The organism is Enterobacter sp. BWH52 (genome assembly GCF_001037565.1).
Taxonomy (GTDB): domain Bacteria; phylum Pseudomonadota; class Gammaproteobacteria; order Enterobacterales; family Enterobacteriaceae; genus Enterobacter; species Enterobacter hormaechei_C.
Genome location: NZ_KQ089854.1, coordinates 686,511 through 700,624, shown reverse-complemented (window position 1 = coordinate 700,624; position 14,114 = coordinate 686,511). Strand labels below are relative to the sequence as shown.

Genomic DNA, 14,114 nt, shown 5'->3' with positions numbered 1-14,114 from the left:
GCGTTTTCCCTTATTTTTGTACTACGATATTTTCCTGCGAAGGATCAACATGCTGTAATTGCAGTTTTTCCGTTGCGATCCGTTCAACCCGGCTGTGATCGCCGAGCGCGTTTTCTTCAAGGATCAGATTTCGCCATTCAATATCCAGCGCATCGCGTTCCAGTACCATCTGTTCGCGCTGCGCAGTTAATAAACGGGTATGGTGAGCGGTGGTGACCACCATGACTGCCGTCACAATGATGCAAATGAACAAGCAGAGTGGCAGCTTCCCAAACCGCAAAAGATCGTCGCCGATCACGCCAGGCAAGGCATGGCGCTCGTTGCTTCCTAACGATCCCTTAACTTTGCTTAGGGTCTCTGTCACTCTGCTGATCATGCGTTCGTCCTCTCTGCAATACGCAGCACTGAACTACGGGCACGTGGATTCTCTGCCACCTCTTCTTCGCCCGGCATCAACTTGCCTAATGCTCGCAACTGACGGCCGCCCAGCTTTCTGAGTTGTTCTTCCGTCATCGGCAGCCCCGCCGGAACCTGAGGACCGCGGCTCTGTTCACGCATGAAGCGTTTTACGATGCGATCTTCCAGCGAATGGAAACTGATGATGGATAACCGCCCACCCGGGGCCAGCACGTCGAGCGAGCTTTTTAGCGCCAGCTCTATTTCCTCCAGTTCACTGTTTACCCAGATACGAACCGCCTGGAAGGTACGGGTCGCAGGATGTTTGTGCTTGTCCTTCACCGGCGTTGCCGCCGCGATGACTTCTGCCAGTTCTTTGGTACGGGTCATTGGCTCAACGCGGTTGCGCTCCACGATGGCGCGGGCAATACGTTTGCCAAAGCGTTCTTCGCCGAAAGTTTTGATTACCCAGGCAATATCCGCTTCGTCAGCAGTTTGTAACCATTCAGCGGCAGACTGGCCGCGAGTGGGGTCCATACGCATATCCAGCGGTCCATCACGCATAAAGGAAAAACCGCGTTCTGCATCATCAAGCTGTGGTGAAGAGACGCCAAGATCGAGGAGAATCCCGTCGATCTTGCCGGTCAGGCCGCGCTCAGCGACATAATCCGCAAGCGCAGAGAAAGGTCCATGCACGATGGAAAAGCGAGGATCATCGATGGTTTGCGCAACGGCAATCGCCTGCGGATCGCGGTCAATTGCCAGCAGGCGTCCTTCCGCTCCAAGCTGAGAGAGGATCAAACGCGAGTGACCACCGCGACCAAAAGTGCCATCAATATAGATGCCGTCTGGACGAATATTCAGGCCGTTAACGGCCTCATCCAGCAGCACCGTTGTATGTTTATAATTTTCCATCATATTTATAGAGACAAGTCCCGCAGCCGTTCCGATAATGTTTCGGAATCAGACTGCTCAGCGTCGATATCTTCCTTGACCTGTTGATACCAGGTCGTTTCGTCCCACAGTTCAAACTTGTTGAACTGTCCGACCAGCATCACTTCTTTAGTCAGACCGGCATGTTGCCGCAACACAGGCGCAATCAATAATCGCCCGGCGCTATCCATCTGACATTCACTGGCATGTCCCAATAACAGCCGCTGTACGCGGCGTTCCTGCGGGTTCATGCTCGACAGTCGCGACAGCTTTTGCTCAATGATTTCCCATTCAGGCAAAGGGTAAAGCAGCAGGCAAGGGGAGTTGATGTCAATGGTGCAAACCAGTTGACCCGAAGCGTTCTCAATCAGCTGGTCGCGATATCGGGTTGGTACCGATAAACGCCCTTTGCTGTCGAGATTGACTAACGTTGCTCCACGGAACATGCCAGTCTCACCCCTCCTCACCACTTTAACCCACAAATTCCCACCTGAAGGAGTTTACGGAGCGAGGGAAAAGCTTGTCAAGCCAGGACTCTCTCTATACCGGCGCTAAAGCACCGTATTTACAGAGCAAGCGTGACCTGGCTAATTACTACACAATTGGCGAGGCAAAATTAACGTTATGAATATTTGTAAGAAAAAAACAGAATATGCACACGAGCGTTAAGACTCACTCAATATCATCGCAGGGAAATATAAAGTGTCAGTTTGCGACGCGGGCAGCATTTTAAGGCATATCGCCGGGGGATAACAGCGCCAGATTAACCTCAAAGCCAGATGGATTCGTTCGTGTGCGTTGAGGTCTGAAGGGGGGAGTAAAAAATGGCTGAATATTCATCGGCTGGCACCTGTTTGTAACAAAACAATACAAAGAAATGCCCGTTAAAAATTATAATTGCGCTTTTTAACGTCAAAAAGGATTCAGAATAATAGCAGGCTATGAATCTTAGAGATAAATCCTAATTTTTATCCGGGAATTATTTCCCGCAATAAATGCGCTTCAAAAGGGGCAGTTTTACCGCCCCTGTGGAAATATTAATGGCGGCTCAAAATTCCGCGCCGATAGAGATTACGTTTGATACGCGTAAGCCCGGGTTTCGGTTTGCGGGGTTCATCCAGGCTTGCCAGAACAATCTCAAGCACGCGCTCGGCGACGTCGCGGTGACGCTGGGCCACGGCCAGCACCGGACATTGCAGGAAGTCGAGCAGTTCGTTATCGCCGAAGGTCGCAATCGCCAGATCGGATGGCAGTTTGCCATCGCGACGTAACGTCACATCCATCACCCCCTGCAACAGGGCAAACGAGGTGGTAAACAACGCCTGCGGCATCGGGTGCGTTTCCAGCCATTTCTCGAACAGCTGGGCAGCCGCTTCACGCTCATAGCTGTTGGCATACAGATAATGAACGTCACGCGGATCGTCTTTCCATGCCGTACGGAACCCTTGTTCACGCAGGAAGCTTACGGAAAGTTCAGGCAAAGCGCCAAGATACAGCACCGTTTCAGCCGGGAAGGTACGCAGCTCGGCAGCCAGCATTTCTGCATCGTCCTGATCGGCACCTACGACACTGGTGAAATGTTCACGATCCAGCGCACGATCCAGCGCCACAATCGGGAACGGATCGTTTGCCCAGCGCTGATAGAAAGGATGCTCTGGTGGTAAAGAGGTCGACACGATGATGGCGTCAACCTGACGTTGCAGCAGATGCTCAATGCAGCGCATCTCGTTGTCAGGCTGATCCTCGGAGCAGGCAATCAACAGCTGATAGCCCCGCTGACGAGCCTGACGTTCCAGATAGTTGGCGATGCGGGTATAGCTGGTATTTTCCAGGTCCGGGATAACCAGGCCAATCGAGCGGGTGCGCCCGGCACGTAAACCTGCGGCGACAGCATTCGGATGGTAATTATGCTCACGAACGACTGCCATCACTTTCTCAACGGTCTTATCGCTGACACGATACTGCTTTGCTTTACCGTTAATCACATAGCTGGCCGTGGTTCTCGACACGCCGGCGAGCCGGGCGATTTCATCCAGTTTCACAATTGCCCCTCAAAAAAAGAAAAAAGTCCATGGCCCTGTCAAGGTTATGGTTAAATATTTTAACATCTAAACGCAGAATAGCTTTCACGGCAACCGCTTTTGTCCGCGTTGTCGGTGGATTACGCAAAAAAAAGCCCGGCTTTGGCTACCGGGCTGAAAGAGGCGAACCTTTTGCGCAACTAACGCATGATTTTATCGCCGCGCGAGAGGCCAACAACGCCAGAGCGCGCAACTTCAACAATTTTTGCTACATCCCTGACGGAGGCCAGGAAAGCATCCAGCTTATCGCTCGTTCCGGCAAGCTGCACAGTATATATAGAAGGCGTGACGTCGATGATCTGCCCACGGAAGATATCCGTGTTGCGCTTGACCTCTTCACGACCGTAACCGCTGGCCTGAATTTTCACCAGCATCACTTCACGTTCGACGTAAGCCCCCTGCCCCAGCTCGCTGACGCGCAACACGTCCACCAGTTTGTGCAACTGTTTTTCGATCTGCTCAAGCACTTTCGCATCGCCGACAGTCTGGATCGTCATGCGGGAGAGCGTTGGATCATCGGTCGGCGCAACGGTCAGGCTTTCAATGTTATAGCCGCGCTGCGCAAAAAGCCCAATGACGCGTGACAGTGCGCCCGACTCATTTTCCAGTAATACAGATAATATCCGGCGCATATCAGGTTCTCTCCGTTTTGCTTAACCACATTTCATCCATACCGCCGCCACGGATATGCATCGGATAAACGTGCTCTGTGCCGTCGACGATGACGTCCATGAAGACGAGGCGATTGTTTTTAACGTGCTCAAGCGCTTCGCCGAGCTTCGCTTCCAGCTCTGACGGATCGGTTACCCGCATGCCAATATGACCATAGGCTTCAGCCAGGCGGACAAAGTCCGGAAGTGACTTCATATAAGACTGAGAGTGACGGCCAGAATAAATCATATCCTGCCACTGCTTTACCATACCGAGGTAACCGTTATTCAGGTTCAGCACCAGCACTGGCAACTCATATTGCAGCGCAGTAGAAAGCTCCTGAATATTCATCTGTATGCTGCCATCACCCGTCACGCAGATCACCGTTTCGTTTGGCAACGCCAGCTTCACCCCCAGCGCGGCGGGCAGACCAAAGCCCATCGTGCCGAGCCCGCCAGAGTTGATCCAGCGACGCGGTTTATCAAACGGGTAATACAGCGCAGCGAACATCTGATGTTGGCCCACGTCAGAAGTGACATACGCATCGCCATTGGTCAGACGCCAGATCGTCTCGATCACCGCCTGCGGCTTGATGTTCTCACTCTGTGTGTCGTACTTAAGGCACTGACGGCCACGCCACTGTTCGATTTGCTGCCACCAGTCGCGGATCTCGTCCAGCGGTTGAGACGCGGTCTCCTGCGCCAGCAGATCCAACATTTGATCCAGCACCTGTCGTGCGTCCCCCACGATCGGCACATCCGCCGGCACCGTTTTAGAGATTGAAGTCGGATCGATATCAATGTGCAGCACCGTCGCATGCGGACAGTATTTCGCCAGATTATTGGTGGTGCGATCGTCAAAACGCACGCCGACGGCAAAAATCACATCAGAATGGTGCATCGTCATATTGGCTTCATAGGTGCCGTGCATACCCAGCATGCCCAGCGCCTGACGGTGGGTAGCCGGGAATGCCCCCAGCCCCATCAGCGATGACGCGACAGGAAGATTCAGCTTCTCAATCAGTTCGCGAAGTTGCGTTTCACAGGCTGCATTGACGGCGCCGCCCCCCACATAGACTACGGGCTTTTTCGCAGCCAGCAGCGTTTGCAGCGCACGCTTAATCTGGCCTTTGTGCCCCTGCGTCGTCGGATTATATGAACGCATGCTCACCGACTCAGGCCACAGGTAAGGCAGTTTATTCGCGGGATTGAGAATATCTTTTGGCAGATCGACAACCACTGGCCCAGGACGACCGCTGGCGGCCAGCCAGAAGGCTTTTTTCAGTACGCCCGGGATGTCTTCCGTTTGTTTAACCAGAAAGCTGTGCTTCACCACGGGGCGTGAGATCCCCACCATGTCGCATTCCTGAAACGCATCATAGCCAATCAGTGACGTCGCCACCTGTCCGGAGAGAATGACCAGGGGAATGGAGTCCATATACGCAGTCGCAATGCCGGTAATGGCATTGGTCGCCCCCGGTCCGGAAGTGACGAGCACAACACCCACCTCGCCCGTGGCGCGGGCCAGGCCGTCAGCCATATGCACAGCAGCCTGTTCATGACGAACCAGAACATGATCAATACCGCCTACCGTGTGCAGCGCGTCATAAATATCAAGAACCGCACCTCCAGGATAGCCGAACACTTGCTTCACGCCCTGATCGATAAGCGATCGGACGACCATTTCCGCGCCAGACAACATCTCCATGCTTTGCCTCCAGGCTTTTGTTATAGACGGTCAACAGAATTCATTTCCGCGCCGTCTTCTGACAGGGTAAACCCATCTTATAATGTGCAGAGTGATGGATACCTTAACCGCTCGTTATGAGCCAGGCAATTAGCAAACGGAATGCGGGAATGGGCAATAAAAGCAGAAAAAACAGCTGTCAGACACGAATATGGTGAATTCATCTGCTATGAGGGGAGACGCTAATAATTCATCTCTTAAAAAGAGGATGGATCAGGAAATCATCTATTTTTAAGCCTCCCTGAGTGTCTGAAAAAATGCGCACAGAACAAAATATTGCTTGCATAAAAAACCACAGAATAAACCGCATGGCACCATGCGGTTTATTCATCCTGTCTTATCGACGACAAATATTGACCAGCAGCTCTTCCATCCATTGATGCCCTTTATCCCGCCCCGCCGCTTCATGCCAGGAAAGATAACAGGTACGGCTATTCAGCTTGAGCGGCAGAGGTAAAATTTGCAGGCTCAGCGAATCGGAGAACTCTTCAGCAAGCCAGCGCGGTGCAATAGCGACTAGCTGCGTCTGAGAAACGACATTCAATACGCTGACCATCGCCATTCCCTGATAGGCCACGCTGGCTTGTTTATCGGCAGTGTCATACCACGGCAGACTAAATGAGGCATATCTGTCCAGAGCAACCACGGCATGCTGCTCGCTGTAAACATCGCTTTCACGCAGCGGAGAATTCATACGGGGATGTTTTTTGCTGGCGACTAACACCATTTCATCTTTAAACAATGGAACACAGGCAAACTCTGGACGGCGAAACTCTTCATAGCCCAGAACGAACTCCGTTTCCTGATAACGAAGCTGGTGCTCAGTATTTTGATTTAATGATGATTTAAAAACGAGATGAATATTAGGAGCAATCTGTTCAACTTTATTATATATAACAGACGTCAAATAATTGTCTAACGGACTGCAAACACAGAGATGGAAAACCCGTTCACTGCTTAAGGGTTCAAAACCCGAGCCGGGAAGCTCATTTTGTACCAGCTGTAGCGCCTGACGAATCGAACCGAATAGCTGGAATGCACGCGCCGTGGGCTGGATACCTCTTCCATAGCGGACGAATAACTCGTCGTTAAACATCACCTTAAGTCTGGCTACGGCATTACTCACGGCAGGTTGAGACATTCCCAGAGATTGCGCTGCTCGCGTAATATTCTGCTCCTGCATAACTGCATCAAATACAGTTAACAGATTGAGATCCACTGTGCGCAACTGAGGCTTAACCCCATCATAAGTCTGTGGTTGGTTAATATTATTTTCTGGCATTTCTGACTCCACCGTCACGCTAAATTCCCTTTGCCAAGGTACAGTAATAACTTCGAAAAATATGATTTACCATGCATATACAACAAGCGAAAGGGAATTATTTAAAATTCGGAATATATAAAGAAACCCCATTCAACGAGCGACTTTACGCATCCCATAAATGAAGAGCTAAAAATCGTTCAAAAGATATCTCAAACTTTAATGTGGGCATGAAACCATAAATCAGACAAATGCACAATCAACGCACTCATTAATAATGACTTAAGTGTTATTAAACTATTAATGGCATACATCGCATTTTCATTAACAAAATGATATCAATTTTGATAACTTACTCACCCGCAAATCATTCATGTAATTTATAAATCAATGATATGAAACAGATTCCATTTCACAGCACATTGGTAAAAATAGTATGTTCAATTGCTACCAATTATATTCAAATTATTCCAGAGATGAATCGCCAGTCCAATAATAGACAATAAAATCGGTTAGACATGCAAAAACCAGCACAATTAGCTAATGTGTTTATCCTGTACTGAGTGGCCGTTTTGCCTGAGAGGGGTTGACATGAGTTGGCGTATCCAGTACCACTAAAAGCATATCGCATTCACCTGGAGCACGATTCATGATTCGCACCCTTCGTTTCACCCGTCTACTACTACTAAACGCATCCACTGTGCGCGGTAGACTGGCGGGCGAAATTCAGCGTTGAATCGTCTTCAGTAAAACTAAAAACCCGCGCCACTGCGCGGGTTTTTTTATGCTCGTAGCAAGGCGCCCTAAGACTGACAAGGACCTAACCCATGAGCCAGCAAGTCGTTATTTTCGATACTACTTTACGTGACGGTGAACAGGCATTACAGGCGAGCCTGAGTGTTAAAGAAAAACTGCAAATTGCTCTGGCCCTCGAACGCATGGGTGTAGACGTTATGGAAGTCGGCTTTCCCGTCTCCTCGCCAGGTGATTTCGAGTCAGTGCAGACCATCGCCCGCACCATCAAAAACAGCCGCGTGTGCGGTCTGGCTCGCTGCGTAGAGAAAGATATTGATGTGGCCGCGGAATCCCTGAAAGTTGCAGAAGCCTTCCGTATCCATACATTCATTGCCACCTCCCCCATGCACATTGCGACCAAGCTGCGCAGTACGCTGGATGAAGTGATTGAACGTGCGGTGTATATGGTCAAACGCGCGCGTAACTACACTGATGACGTCGAATTCTCCTGTGAAGATGCAGGCCGCACGCCGATTGACGATTTGGCCCGTGTGGTGGAAGCCGCCATCAATGCCGGCGCCAAAACCATCAACATCCCTGATACCGTCGGCTACACCATGCCGTTTGAGTTCGCCAATATCATCACCGGCCTGTATGACCGCGTACCGAATATTGATAAAGCGATTATCTCCGTCCACACCCACGATGATTTGGGTCTGGCCGTGGGCAATGCCATCGCAGCCGTCCACGCCGGCGCGCGTCAGGTAGAAGGCGCGATGAACGGTATCGGTGAACGCGCGGGCAACTGCTCGCTGGAAGAAGTGATCATGGCGATCAAAGTGCGCAAAGACATTATGAACGTGCACACTCGCATCAATCACAACGAGATCTGGCGCACCAGCCAGACCGTCAGCCAGATTTGCAACATGCCGATTCCGGCCAACAAAGCGATCGTCGGCACGGGTGCCTTCGCGCACTCCTCCGGTATTCACCAGGATGGCGTGCTGAAGAACCGTGAAAACTACGAAATCATGACTCCGGAATCCATCGGTCTGAACCAGGTTCAGTTGAACCTGACCTCGCGCTCTGGCCGCGCGGCGGTAAAACACCGTATGGAAGAGATGGGTTATAAGGACAGCGATTACAACATGGATCAGCTGTACGACGCATTCCTGAAGCTGGCTGACAAGAAAGGCCAGGTCTTCGATTACGACCTGGAAGCACTGGCATTCATCAATAAACAGCAGGAAGAGCCAGAACACTTCCGTCTGGACTACTTCACCGTTCAGTCAGGCTCAAGCGATATCGCTACCGCCTCCGTCAAGCTGGCCTGCGGCGATGAAATTAAAGCGGAAGCCGCCAACGGTAACGGCCCTGTGGATGCCATTTACCAGGCGATTAACCGCGTCACTGAGTACGACGTAGAGCTGGTGAAATACGACCTGACGGCAAAAGGGCACGGTAAAGACGCCCTGGGCCAGGTTGATATCGTCGTCAACTACAACGGTCGCCGCTTCCACGGTGTGGGTCTGGCGACAGATATCGTCGAATCCTCCGCGAAAGCGATGGTGCATGTCCTGAACAACATCTGGCGCGCCGCCGAAGTCGAAAAAGAGTTGCAACGCAAAGCTCAGAATAAAGAGAACAACAAGGAAACCGTGTGATGTCGAAGAATTACCATATTGCTGTGTTGCCGGGTGACGGTATTGGCCCGGAAGTGATGGCACAGGCGCTGAAAGTACTGGAAGCCGTACGTTCGCGTTTTGCGATGAAAATTACCACCAGCCACTACGACGTGGGCGGTATTGCGATTGATAATCACGGTACTCCCCTGCCGAAAGGGACTGTAGAAGGCTGCGAAAATGCCGATGCCGTTCTTTTTGGCTCCGTGGGCGGCCCAAAATGGGAACACCTGCCGCCAGCAGAGCAGCCAGAGCGCGGTGCGCTGCTGCCGTTGCGTAAGCACTTCAAACTGTTCAGCAACCTGCGTCCGGCGAAACTGTACCCGGGGCTGGAAGAGTTTTGCCCGCTGCGCGCGGATATCGCGGCCAACGGTTTCGACATCCTGTGCGTGCGTGAGTTGACCGGCGGCATCTACTTCGGTCAGCCAAAAGGTCGCGAAGGCAGCGGTCAGCATGAGAAAGCGTTTGATACCGAGGTCTATCACCGTTTTGAAATCGAACGTATCGCCCATATCGCGTTTGAGTCAGCGCGCAAACGCCGCCGTAAAGTGACCTCTATTGATAAAGCAAACGTGCTCCAGTCGTCTATTTTGTGGCGCGAAATCGTCAGTGAAGTCGCTAAGCAGTACCCGGACGTTGCGCTGTCGCATATGTATATCGACAACGCAACGATGCAACTGATCAAAGATCCGTCTCAGTTTGACGTGCTGCTGTGCTCCAACCTGTTCGGCGATATTCTCTCGGATGAATGCGCCATGATCACCGGCTCCATGGGTATGCTGCCCTCGGCCAGCCTGAACGAAGAAGGCTTTGGCCTGTACGAACCGGCGGGCGGCTCCGCGCCGGATATCGCAGGCAAAAATATCGCCAACCCGATTGCGCAGATCCTCTCCCTGGCTCTGCTGCTGCGCTATAGCCTGGATGCAGGCGATGCAGCAACCGCAATTGAAAACGCCATTAACCGGGCGTTAGAAGAAGGTGTCCGTACCGGTGATTTAGCACGCGGCACGGCGGCAGTCAGTACCGATGAAATGGGCGACATCATTGCCCGCTATGTCGCTGAAGGGGTGTAATCATGGCTAAGACGTTATATGAGAAGTTGTTTGATGCGCACGTGGTCTACGAAGCACCAAACGAAACCCCACTGTTGTACATCGACCGTCATCTGGTACATGAAGTGACCTCTCCTCAGGCATTTGACGGCCTGCGCGCGCACAAGCGCCCGGTGCGTCAGCCGGGTAAAACCTTTGCCACGATGGATCACAACGTTTCCACCCAGACCAAAGACATCAATGCATCTGGCGAGATGGCGCGTATCCAGATGCAGGAGCTGATTAAGAACTGTAACGAGTTTGGCGTGGAGCTGTACGATCTGAACCACCCCTATCAGGGTATCGTCCACGTAATGGGGCCTGAGCAGGGGATTACCCTGCCGGGCATGACCATCGTCTGCGGCGACTCCCATACCGCAACCCACGGCGCATTTGGCGCGCTGGCGTTCGGGATTGGGACCTCTGAAGTTGAACACGTTCTGGCGACGCAGACCCTGAAGCAGGGCCGCGCCAAAACCATGAAGATTGAAGTGAAGGGGAAAGCCGCGCCGGGTATCACCGCGAAAGATATCGTGCTGGCGATTATCGGCAAAACCGGCAGTGCAGGCGGCACCGGTCACGTCGTTGAGTTCTGCGGAGATGCTATCCAGGCGCTGAGCATGGAAGGTCGTATGACCCTGTGCAACATGGCCATTGAGATGGGCGCCAAAGCAGGACTGGTGGCCCCAGACGAAACCACCTTCAACTATGTGAAGGGGCGTCTGCATGCGCCGAAAGGTCAGAATTTTGACGACGCGGTAGCGTACTGGAAAACCCTGAAAACGGACGAGGGGGCAATTTTTGATACCGTTGTGACGTTACAGGCGGAAGAGATCGCCCCGCAGGTCACCTGGGGCACCAACCCGGGCCAGGTGATTTCTGTCAACGACAGCATTCCTGACCCGGCTTCCTTCGCCGATCCGGTCGAGCGCGCCAGTGCGGAAAAGGCGCTGGCCTATATGGGGCTGAAACCCGGCGTACCGCTGACCGACGTGAGCATTGATAAAGTGTTCATCGGCTCCTGTACCAACTCCCGTATTGAAGATTTACGCGCTGCGGCAGAAATTGCTAAAGGCCGCAAAGTGGCGCCGGGCGTGCAGGCGCTGGTTGTGCCGGGCTCCGGTCCGGTGAAAGCCCAGGCGGAAGCGGAGGGTCTGGATAAGATCTTTATCGAAGCAGGCTTCGAATGGCGCCTGCCCGGCTGCTCCATGTGTCTGGCGATGAACAACGACCGCCTGAATCCGGGCGAGCGATGTGCCTCCACCAGCAACCGTAACTTTGAAGGCCGTCAGGGCCGCGGTGGGCGCACCCACCTGGTCAGCCCGGCAATGGCCGCCGCTGCGGCAGTCACTGGTCATTTCGCCGATATTCGCAGCCTGAAATAAGGAGATAATCATGGCAGAGAAATTTACCCAACATACGGGCCGTGTTGTCCCGCTGGATGCCGCTAACGTCGATACTGACGCTATCATTCCTAAGCAGTTTTTGCAGAAAGTGACGCGCACGGGTTTTGGTGCGCATCTGTTCAACGACTGGCGCTTCCTCGACGATAAAGGCGAAGTGCCAAACCCGGAATTCGTCCTGAACTTTCCGGAATACAAAGGCGCCTCCATTTTGCTGGCGCGGGAAAACTTTGGCTGCGGATCGTCGCGTGAACATGCGCCATGGGCATTGACCGACTACGGCTTTAAGGTGGTTATCGCCCCAAGCTTCGCGGATATCTTCTACGGCAACAGCTTCAACAACCAGCTGCTGCCGGTGACGCTGAGTGACGAACAGGTCGATGAACTGTTTGCGCTGGTGCAGGCAAACCCGGGGATTTCGTTTGAAGTGGATCTGGAAGCGGAAGTGGTGAAAGCCGGGGATAAAACCTACAGCTTCAGCATTGATGCCTTCCGTCGCCACTGCATGCTGAACGGTCTGGACAGCATTGGTTTAACTCTCCAGCACGAAGACGCCATCTCCGCGTACGAGAAAAAACAGCCTGCGTTTATGGGCTAAAGACAATGGCCCGCAAAAAGCGGGCCATTGATTTGTTTCGTAAAGCCGCCTTCCAGAATCAGACATCCTTAACCCGGCAAGTCAGCCCAAGCGTAACCACCGAAATCGCGGCAATCACCCAGTAAACTGAGCCATGCCCGTAACTTTGCGCCAGCGCCCCCTGAATCACCCCCGCCAGGATCACTCCGGTCGAAATGCTGTTGGTAAAAAGCGTGGTCGCAGAGCCTGCGCGCCCCGGCATTAAATCCTGAAACCAGAGCATGCCGATCCCGGCAACGATGCCGATAAATACCGCGTTAAACAGCTGTAACGTCAGCAAAGCTTCACGCGAATGGAACAGGATCAGCCCCGCGTAGAACACCACCCCAGCCGCCACGGCGACGACCATCATCCGACGCTTTCCGAAACGTTTGACGTAGTAACCCGCCAGAATCATCGCCGGAATTTCCAGCCCGGCAGCGGTGCCCATTAAGATCCCCGCGAGCTTGTCCGGTAAGCCCAGATCGCTGCTGATCCACAGCGGCATATCGATGATGTACATGGTGTTACAGGTCCACATCAGCGTGGAGGCGATAAACAACATGCGGACGTTTTTATCCTGCCAGCCGCTCACCTGCGTGATGGGCTTGTCCGTCACCTGCTCTACGCGCGCCACCGATGGCAGCGCAAAGGCTATCAGCGCCAGGCTGATGACAAAAATCCCCGCCGCGATGGAAAACATGGTGGTGAAGCCGTAGTTCAGCGCCAGCATGAACGCCAGCGGGGGACCGATGACCCACGCGAGAGAGAGCTGCGCACGCATCACCGAGCTGAACATCACCACTTCCCTCGCCGAGTTGTCGGCGTACTCCCGGGCCAGGGCGAAGAGCTGCGGCATGGCGGTGTTCGCCAGAGAGGCCAGCAGCACGCCGCAGGTAATGAGCGTCAGGTAATGGCGGTTGAAGGCAAACAGCAGCGCGTTGCCCACGGCCATTGCGCAACAAAAGAGGATCAGCTTGCGGCGATCGCCCTGGCTGTCGGACCGTTTCGCCAGCCACAGGCTGACGAGGATCCCGGCAATGGCGTTGACGGTGTAGAACAGGCCCACCCAAAACGGCTGCGCCCCCACCTCGCGGCTGAGAAACAGGCTCAGCGTCGGCGCCTGTAGCGCGCCGGCTACGCCCATCATGAAGGCCACCAGCATAAAAGCGGCGTACACGCCATTCAGGCGTCGCCCCATCGTCATCAACCAGAGCATGCGCAAGTCCTTATGAAAGCGAATCGAAATTGGGTGAAATAGTAAACGAAAAAAGCCAGCAAAAAACATTTTGCTGGCGGGTGATTAGCACCAATACTCAGTCACACATGATCGAGGCGAGTTAGCGAGAAGAGGTCGGTTTCGTAACGTCCCACTGCATCAGATCTTCCAGTATTCTCAGCCGCTGCTCTGCGCACTGGCGGGCCAGCCAGGACACTCCCTTTGTCGCTGAAAAATAGTGCTGATAAAACTGACGTGCGGTAGACCTCTTCATAATTTACCTCCTCGCTTCATCGATAA

14 protein-coding genes are annotated in these 14,114 nt (G+C 53.1%); 5 read left to right on the top strand and 9 right to left on the bottom strand.

What is annotated here, in order from left to right:
- Window positions 1-10: 10 nt before the first annotated feature.
- The 7 genes from ftsL to leuO form a co-directional block, all read right to left on the bottom strand.
- Entirely contained in the window at window positions 11-376 is a 366-nt protein-coding gene (gene ftsL / locus SK47_RS03305; protein WP_003856363.1) for a cell division protein FtsL, read from the bottom strand.
- Window positions 373-1,314 (bottom strand): 16S rRNA (cytosine(1402)-N(4))-methyltransferase RsmH, encoded by a 942-nt coding sequence (rsmH, locus tag SK47_RS03300; protein WP_003856366.1) that lies wholly within the window; start codon window positions 1,312-1,314, stop codon window positions 373-375. Before rsmH ends, ftsL begins: the two co-directional genes overlap by 4 nt.
- A gap of 2 nt (window positions 1,315-1,316) precedes the next feature.
- Window positions 1,317-1,775 (bottom strand): division/cell wall cluster transcriptional repressor MraZ, encoded by a 459-nt coding sequence (mraZ, locus tag SK47_RS03295; protein WP_003856368.1) that lies wholly within the window; start codon window positions 1,773-1,775, stop codon window positions 1,317-1,319.
- A 591-nt stretch (window positions 1,776-2,366) separates the two neighbouring features.
- A complete protein-coding gene (cra, locus tag SK47_RS03290; protein ID WP_003856369.1) occupies window positions 2,367-3,371 on the bottom strand; it encodes a catabolite repressor/activator in 1,005 nt (334 codons plus the stop codon).
- Window positions 3,372-3,550: 179 nt separating this feature from the next.
- A complete protein-coding gene (gene ilvN, locus SK47_RS03285) occupies window positions 3,551-4,042 on the bottom strand; it encodes an acetolactate synthase small subunit (protein ID WP_003856371.1) in 492 nt (163 codons plus the stop codon).
- Window position 4,043: 1 nt separating this feature from the next.
- Entirely contained in the window at window positions 4,044-5,768 is a 1,725-nt protein-coding gene (gene ilvI / locus SK47_RS03280) for an acetolactate synthase 3 large subunit (protein WP_003856373.1), read from the bottom strand.
- Between the two features lie 376 nt (window positions 5,769-6,144).
- The gene (gene leuO, locus SK47_RS03275; RefSeq protein WP_023324151.1) at window positions 6,145-7,089 is read right to left on the bottom strand and encodes a transcriptional regulator LeuO; all 945 of its coding nucleotides are present in this window, start codon (window positions 7,087-7,089) and stop codon (window positions 6,145-6,147) included.
- A gap of 628 nt (window positions 7,090-7,717) precedes the next feature.
- On the opposite strand from leuO, the gene leuL reads away from it, so the two are divergent.
- From leuL to leuD, 5 genes are all read left to right on the top strand, one after another.
- Window positions 7,718-7,804 carry a leu operon leader peptide gene (leuL, locus tag SK47_RS24430; protein WP_113772366.1) on the top strand — a complete coding sequence of 29 codons (87 nt, stop codon included), beginning with the start codon at window positions 7,718-7,720 and terminating at the stop codon, window positions 7,802-7,804.
- A 91-nt stretch (window positions 7,805-7,895) separates the two neighbouring features.
- Window positions 7,896-9,467 (top strand): 2-isopropylmalate synthase, encoded by a 1,572-nt coding sequence (leuA, locus tag SK47_RS03270; RefSeq protein WP_048243502.1) that lies wholly within the window; start codon window positions 7,896-7,898, stop codon window positions 9,465-9,467.
- Entirely contained in the window at window positions 9,467-10,558 is a 1,092-nt protein-coding gene (gene leuB / locus SK47_RS03265) for a 3-isopropylmalate dehydrogenase (protein ID WP_003856380.1), read from the top strand. The genes leuA and leuB overlap by 1 nt, the downstream gene beginning before the upstream one ends.
- A 2-nt stretch (window positions 10,559-10,560) precedes the next feature.
- The gene (gene leuC, locus SK47_RS03260; RefSeq protein WP_003856382.1) at window positions 10,561-11,961 is read left to right on the top strand and encodes a 3-isopropylmalate dehydratase large subunit; all 1,401 of its coding nucleotides are present in this window, start codon (window positions 10,561-10,563) and stop codon (window positions 11,959-11,961) included.
- A 10-nt stretch (window positions 11,962-11,971) separates the two neighbouring features.
- Window positions 11,972-12,577, top strand: coding sequence for a 3-isopropylmalate dehydratase small subunit (gene leuD, locus SK47_RS03255; protein WP_003856384.1), 606 nt, complete (start codon window positions 11,972-11,974; stop codon window positions 12,575-12,577).
- A 58-nt stretch (window positions 12,578-12,635) separates the two neighbouring features.
- On the opposite strand, the gene SK47_RS03250 is transcribed toward leuD, so the two are convergent.
- Together SK47_RS03250 and sgrT are read right to left on the bottom strand one after the other, a co-directional pair.
- Window positions 12,636-13,814, bottom strand: a complete 1,179-nt coding sequence (locus tag SK47_RS03250) for a sugar efflux transporter (protein WP_003856386.1) — start codon at window positions 13,812-13,814, stop codon at window positions 12,636-12,638.
- A 121-nt stretch (window positions 13,815-13,935) separates the two neighbouring features.
- The gene (gene sgrT, locus SK47_RS03245; protein WP_003856388.1) at window positions 13,936-14,088 is read right to left on the bottom strand and encodes a glucose uptake inhibitor SgrT; all 153 of its coding nucleotides are present in this window, start codon (window positions 14,086-14,088) and stop codon (window positions 13,936-13,938) included.
- Window positions 14,089-14,114 lie beyond the last annotated feature (26 nt).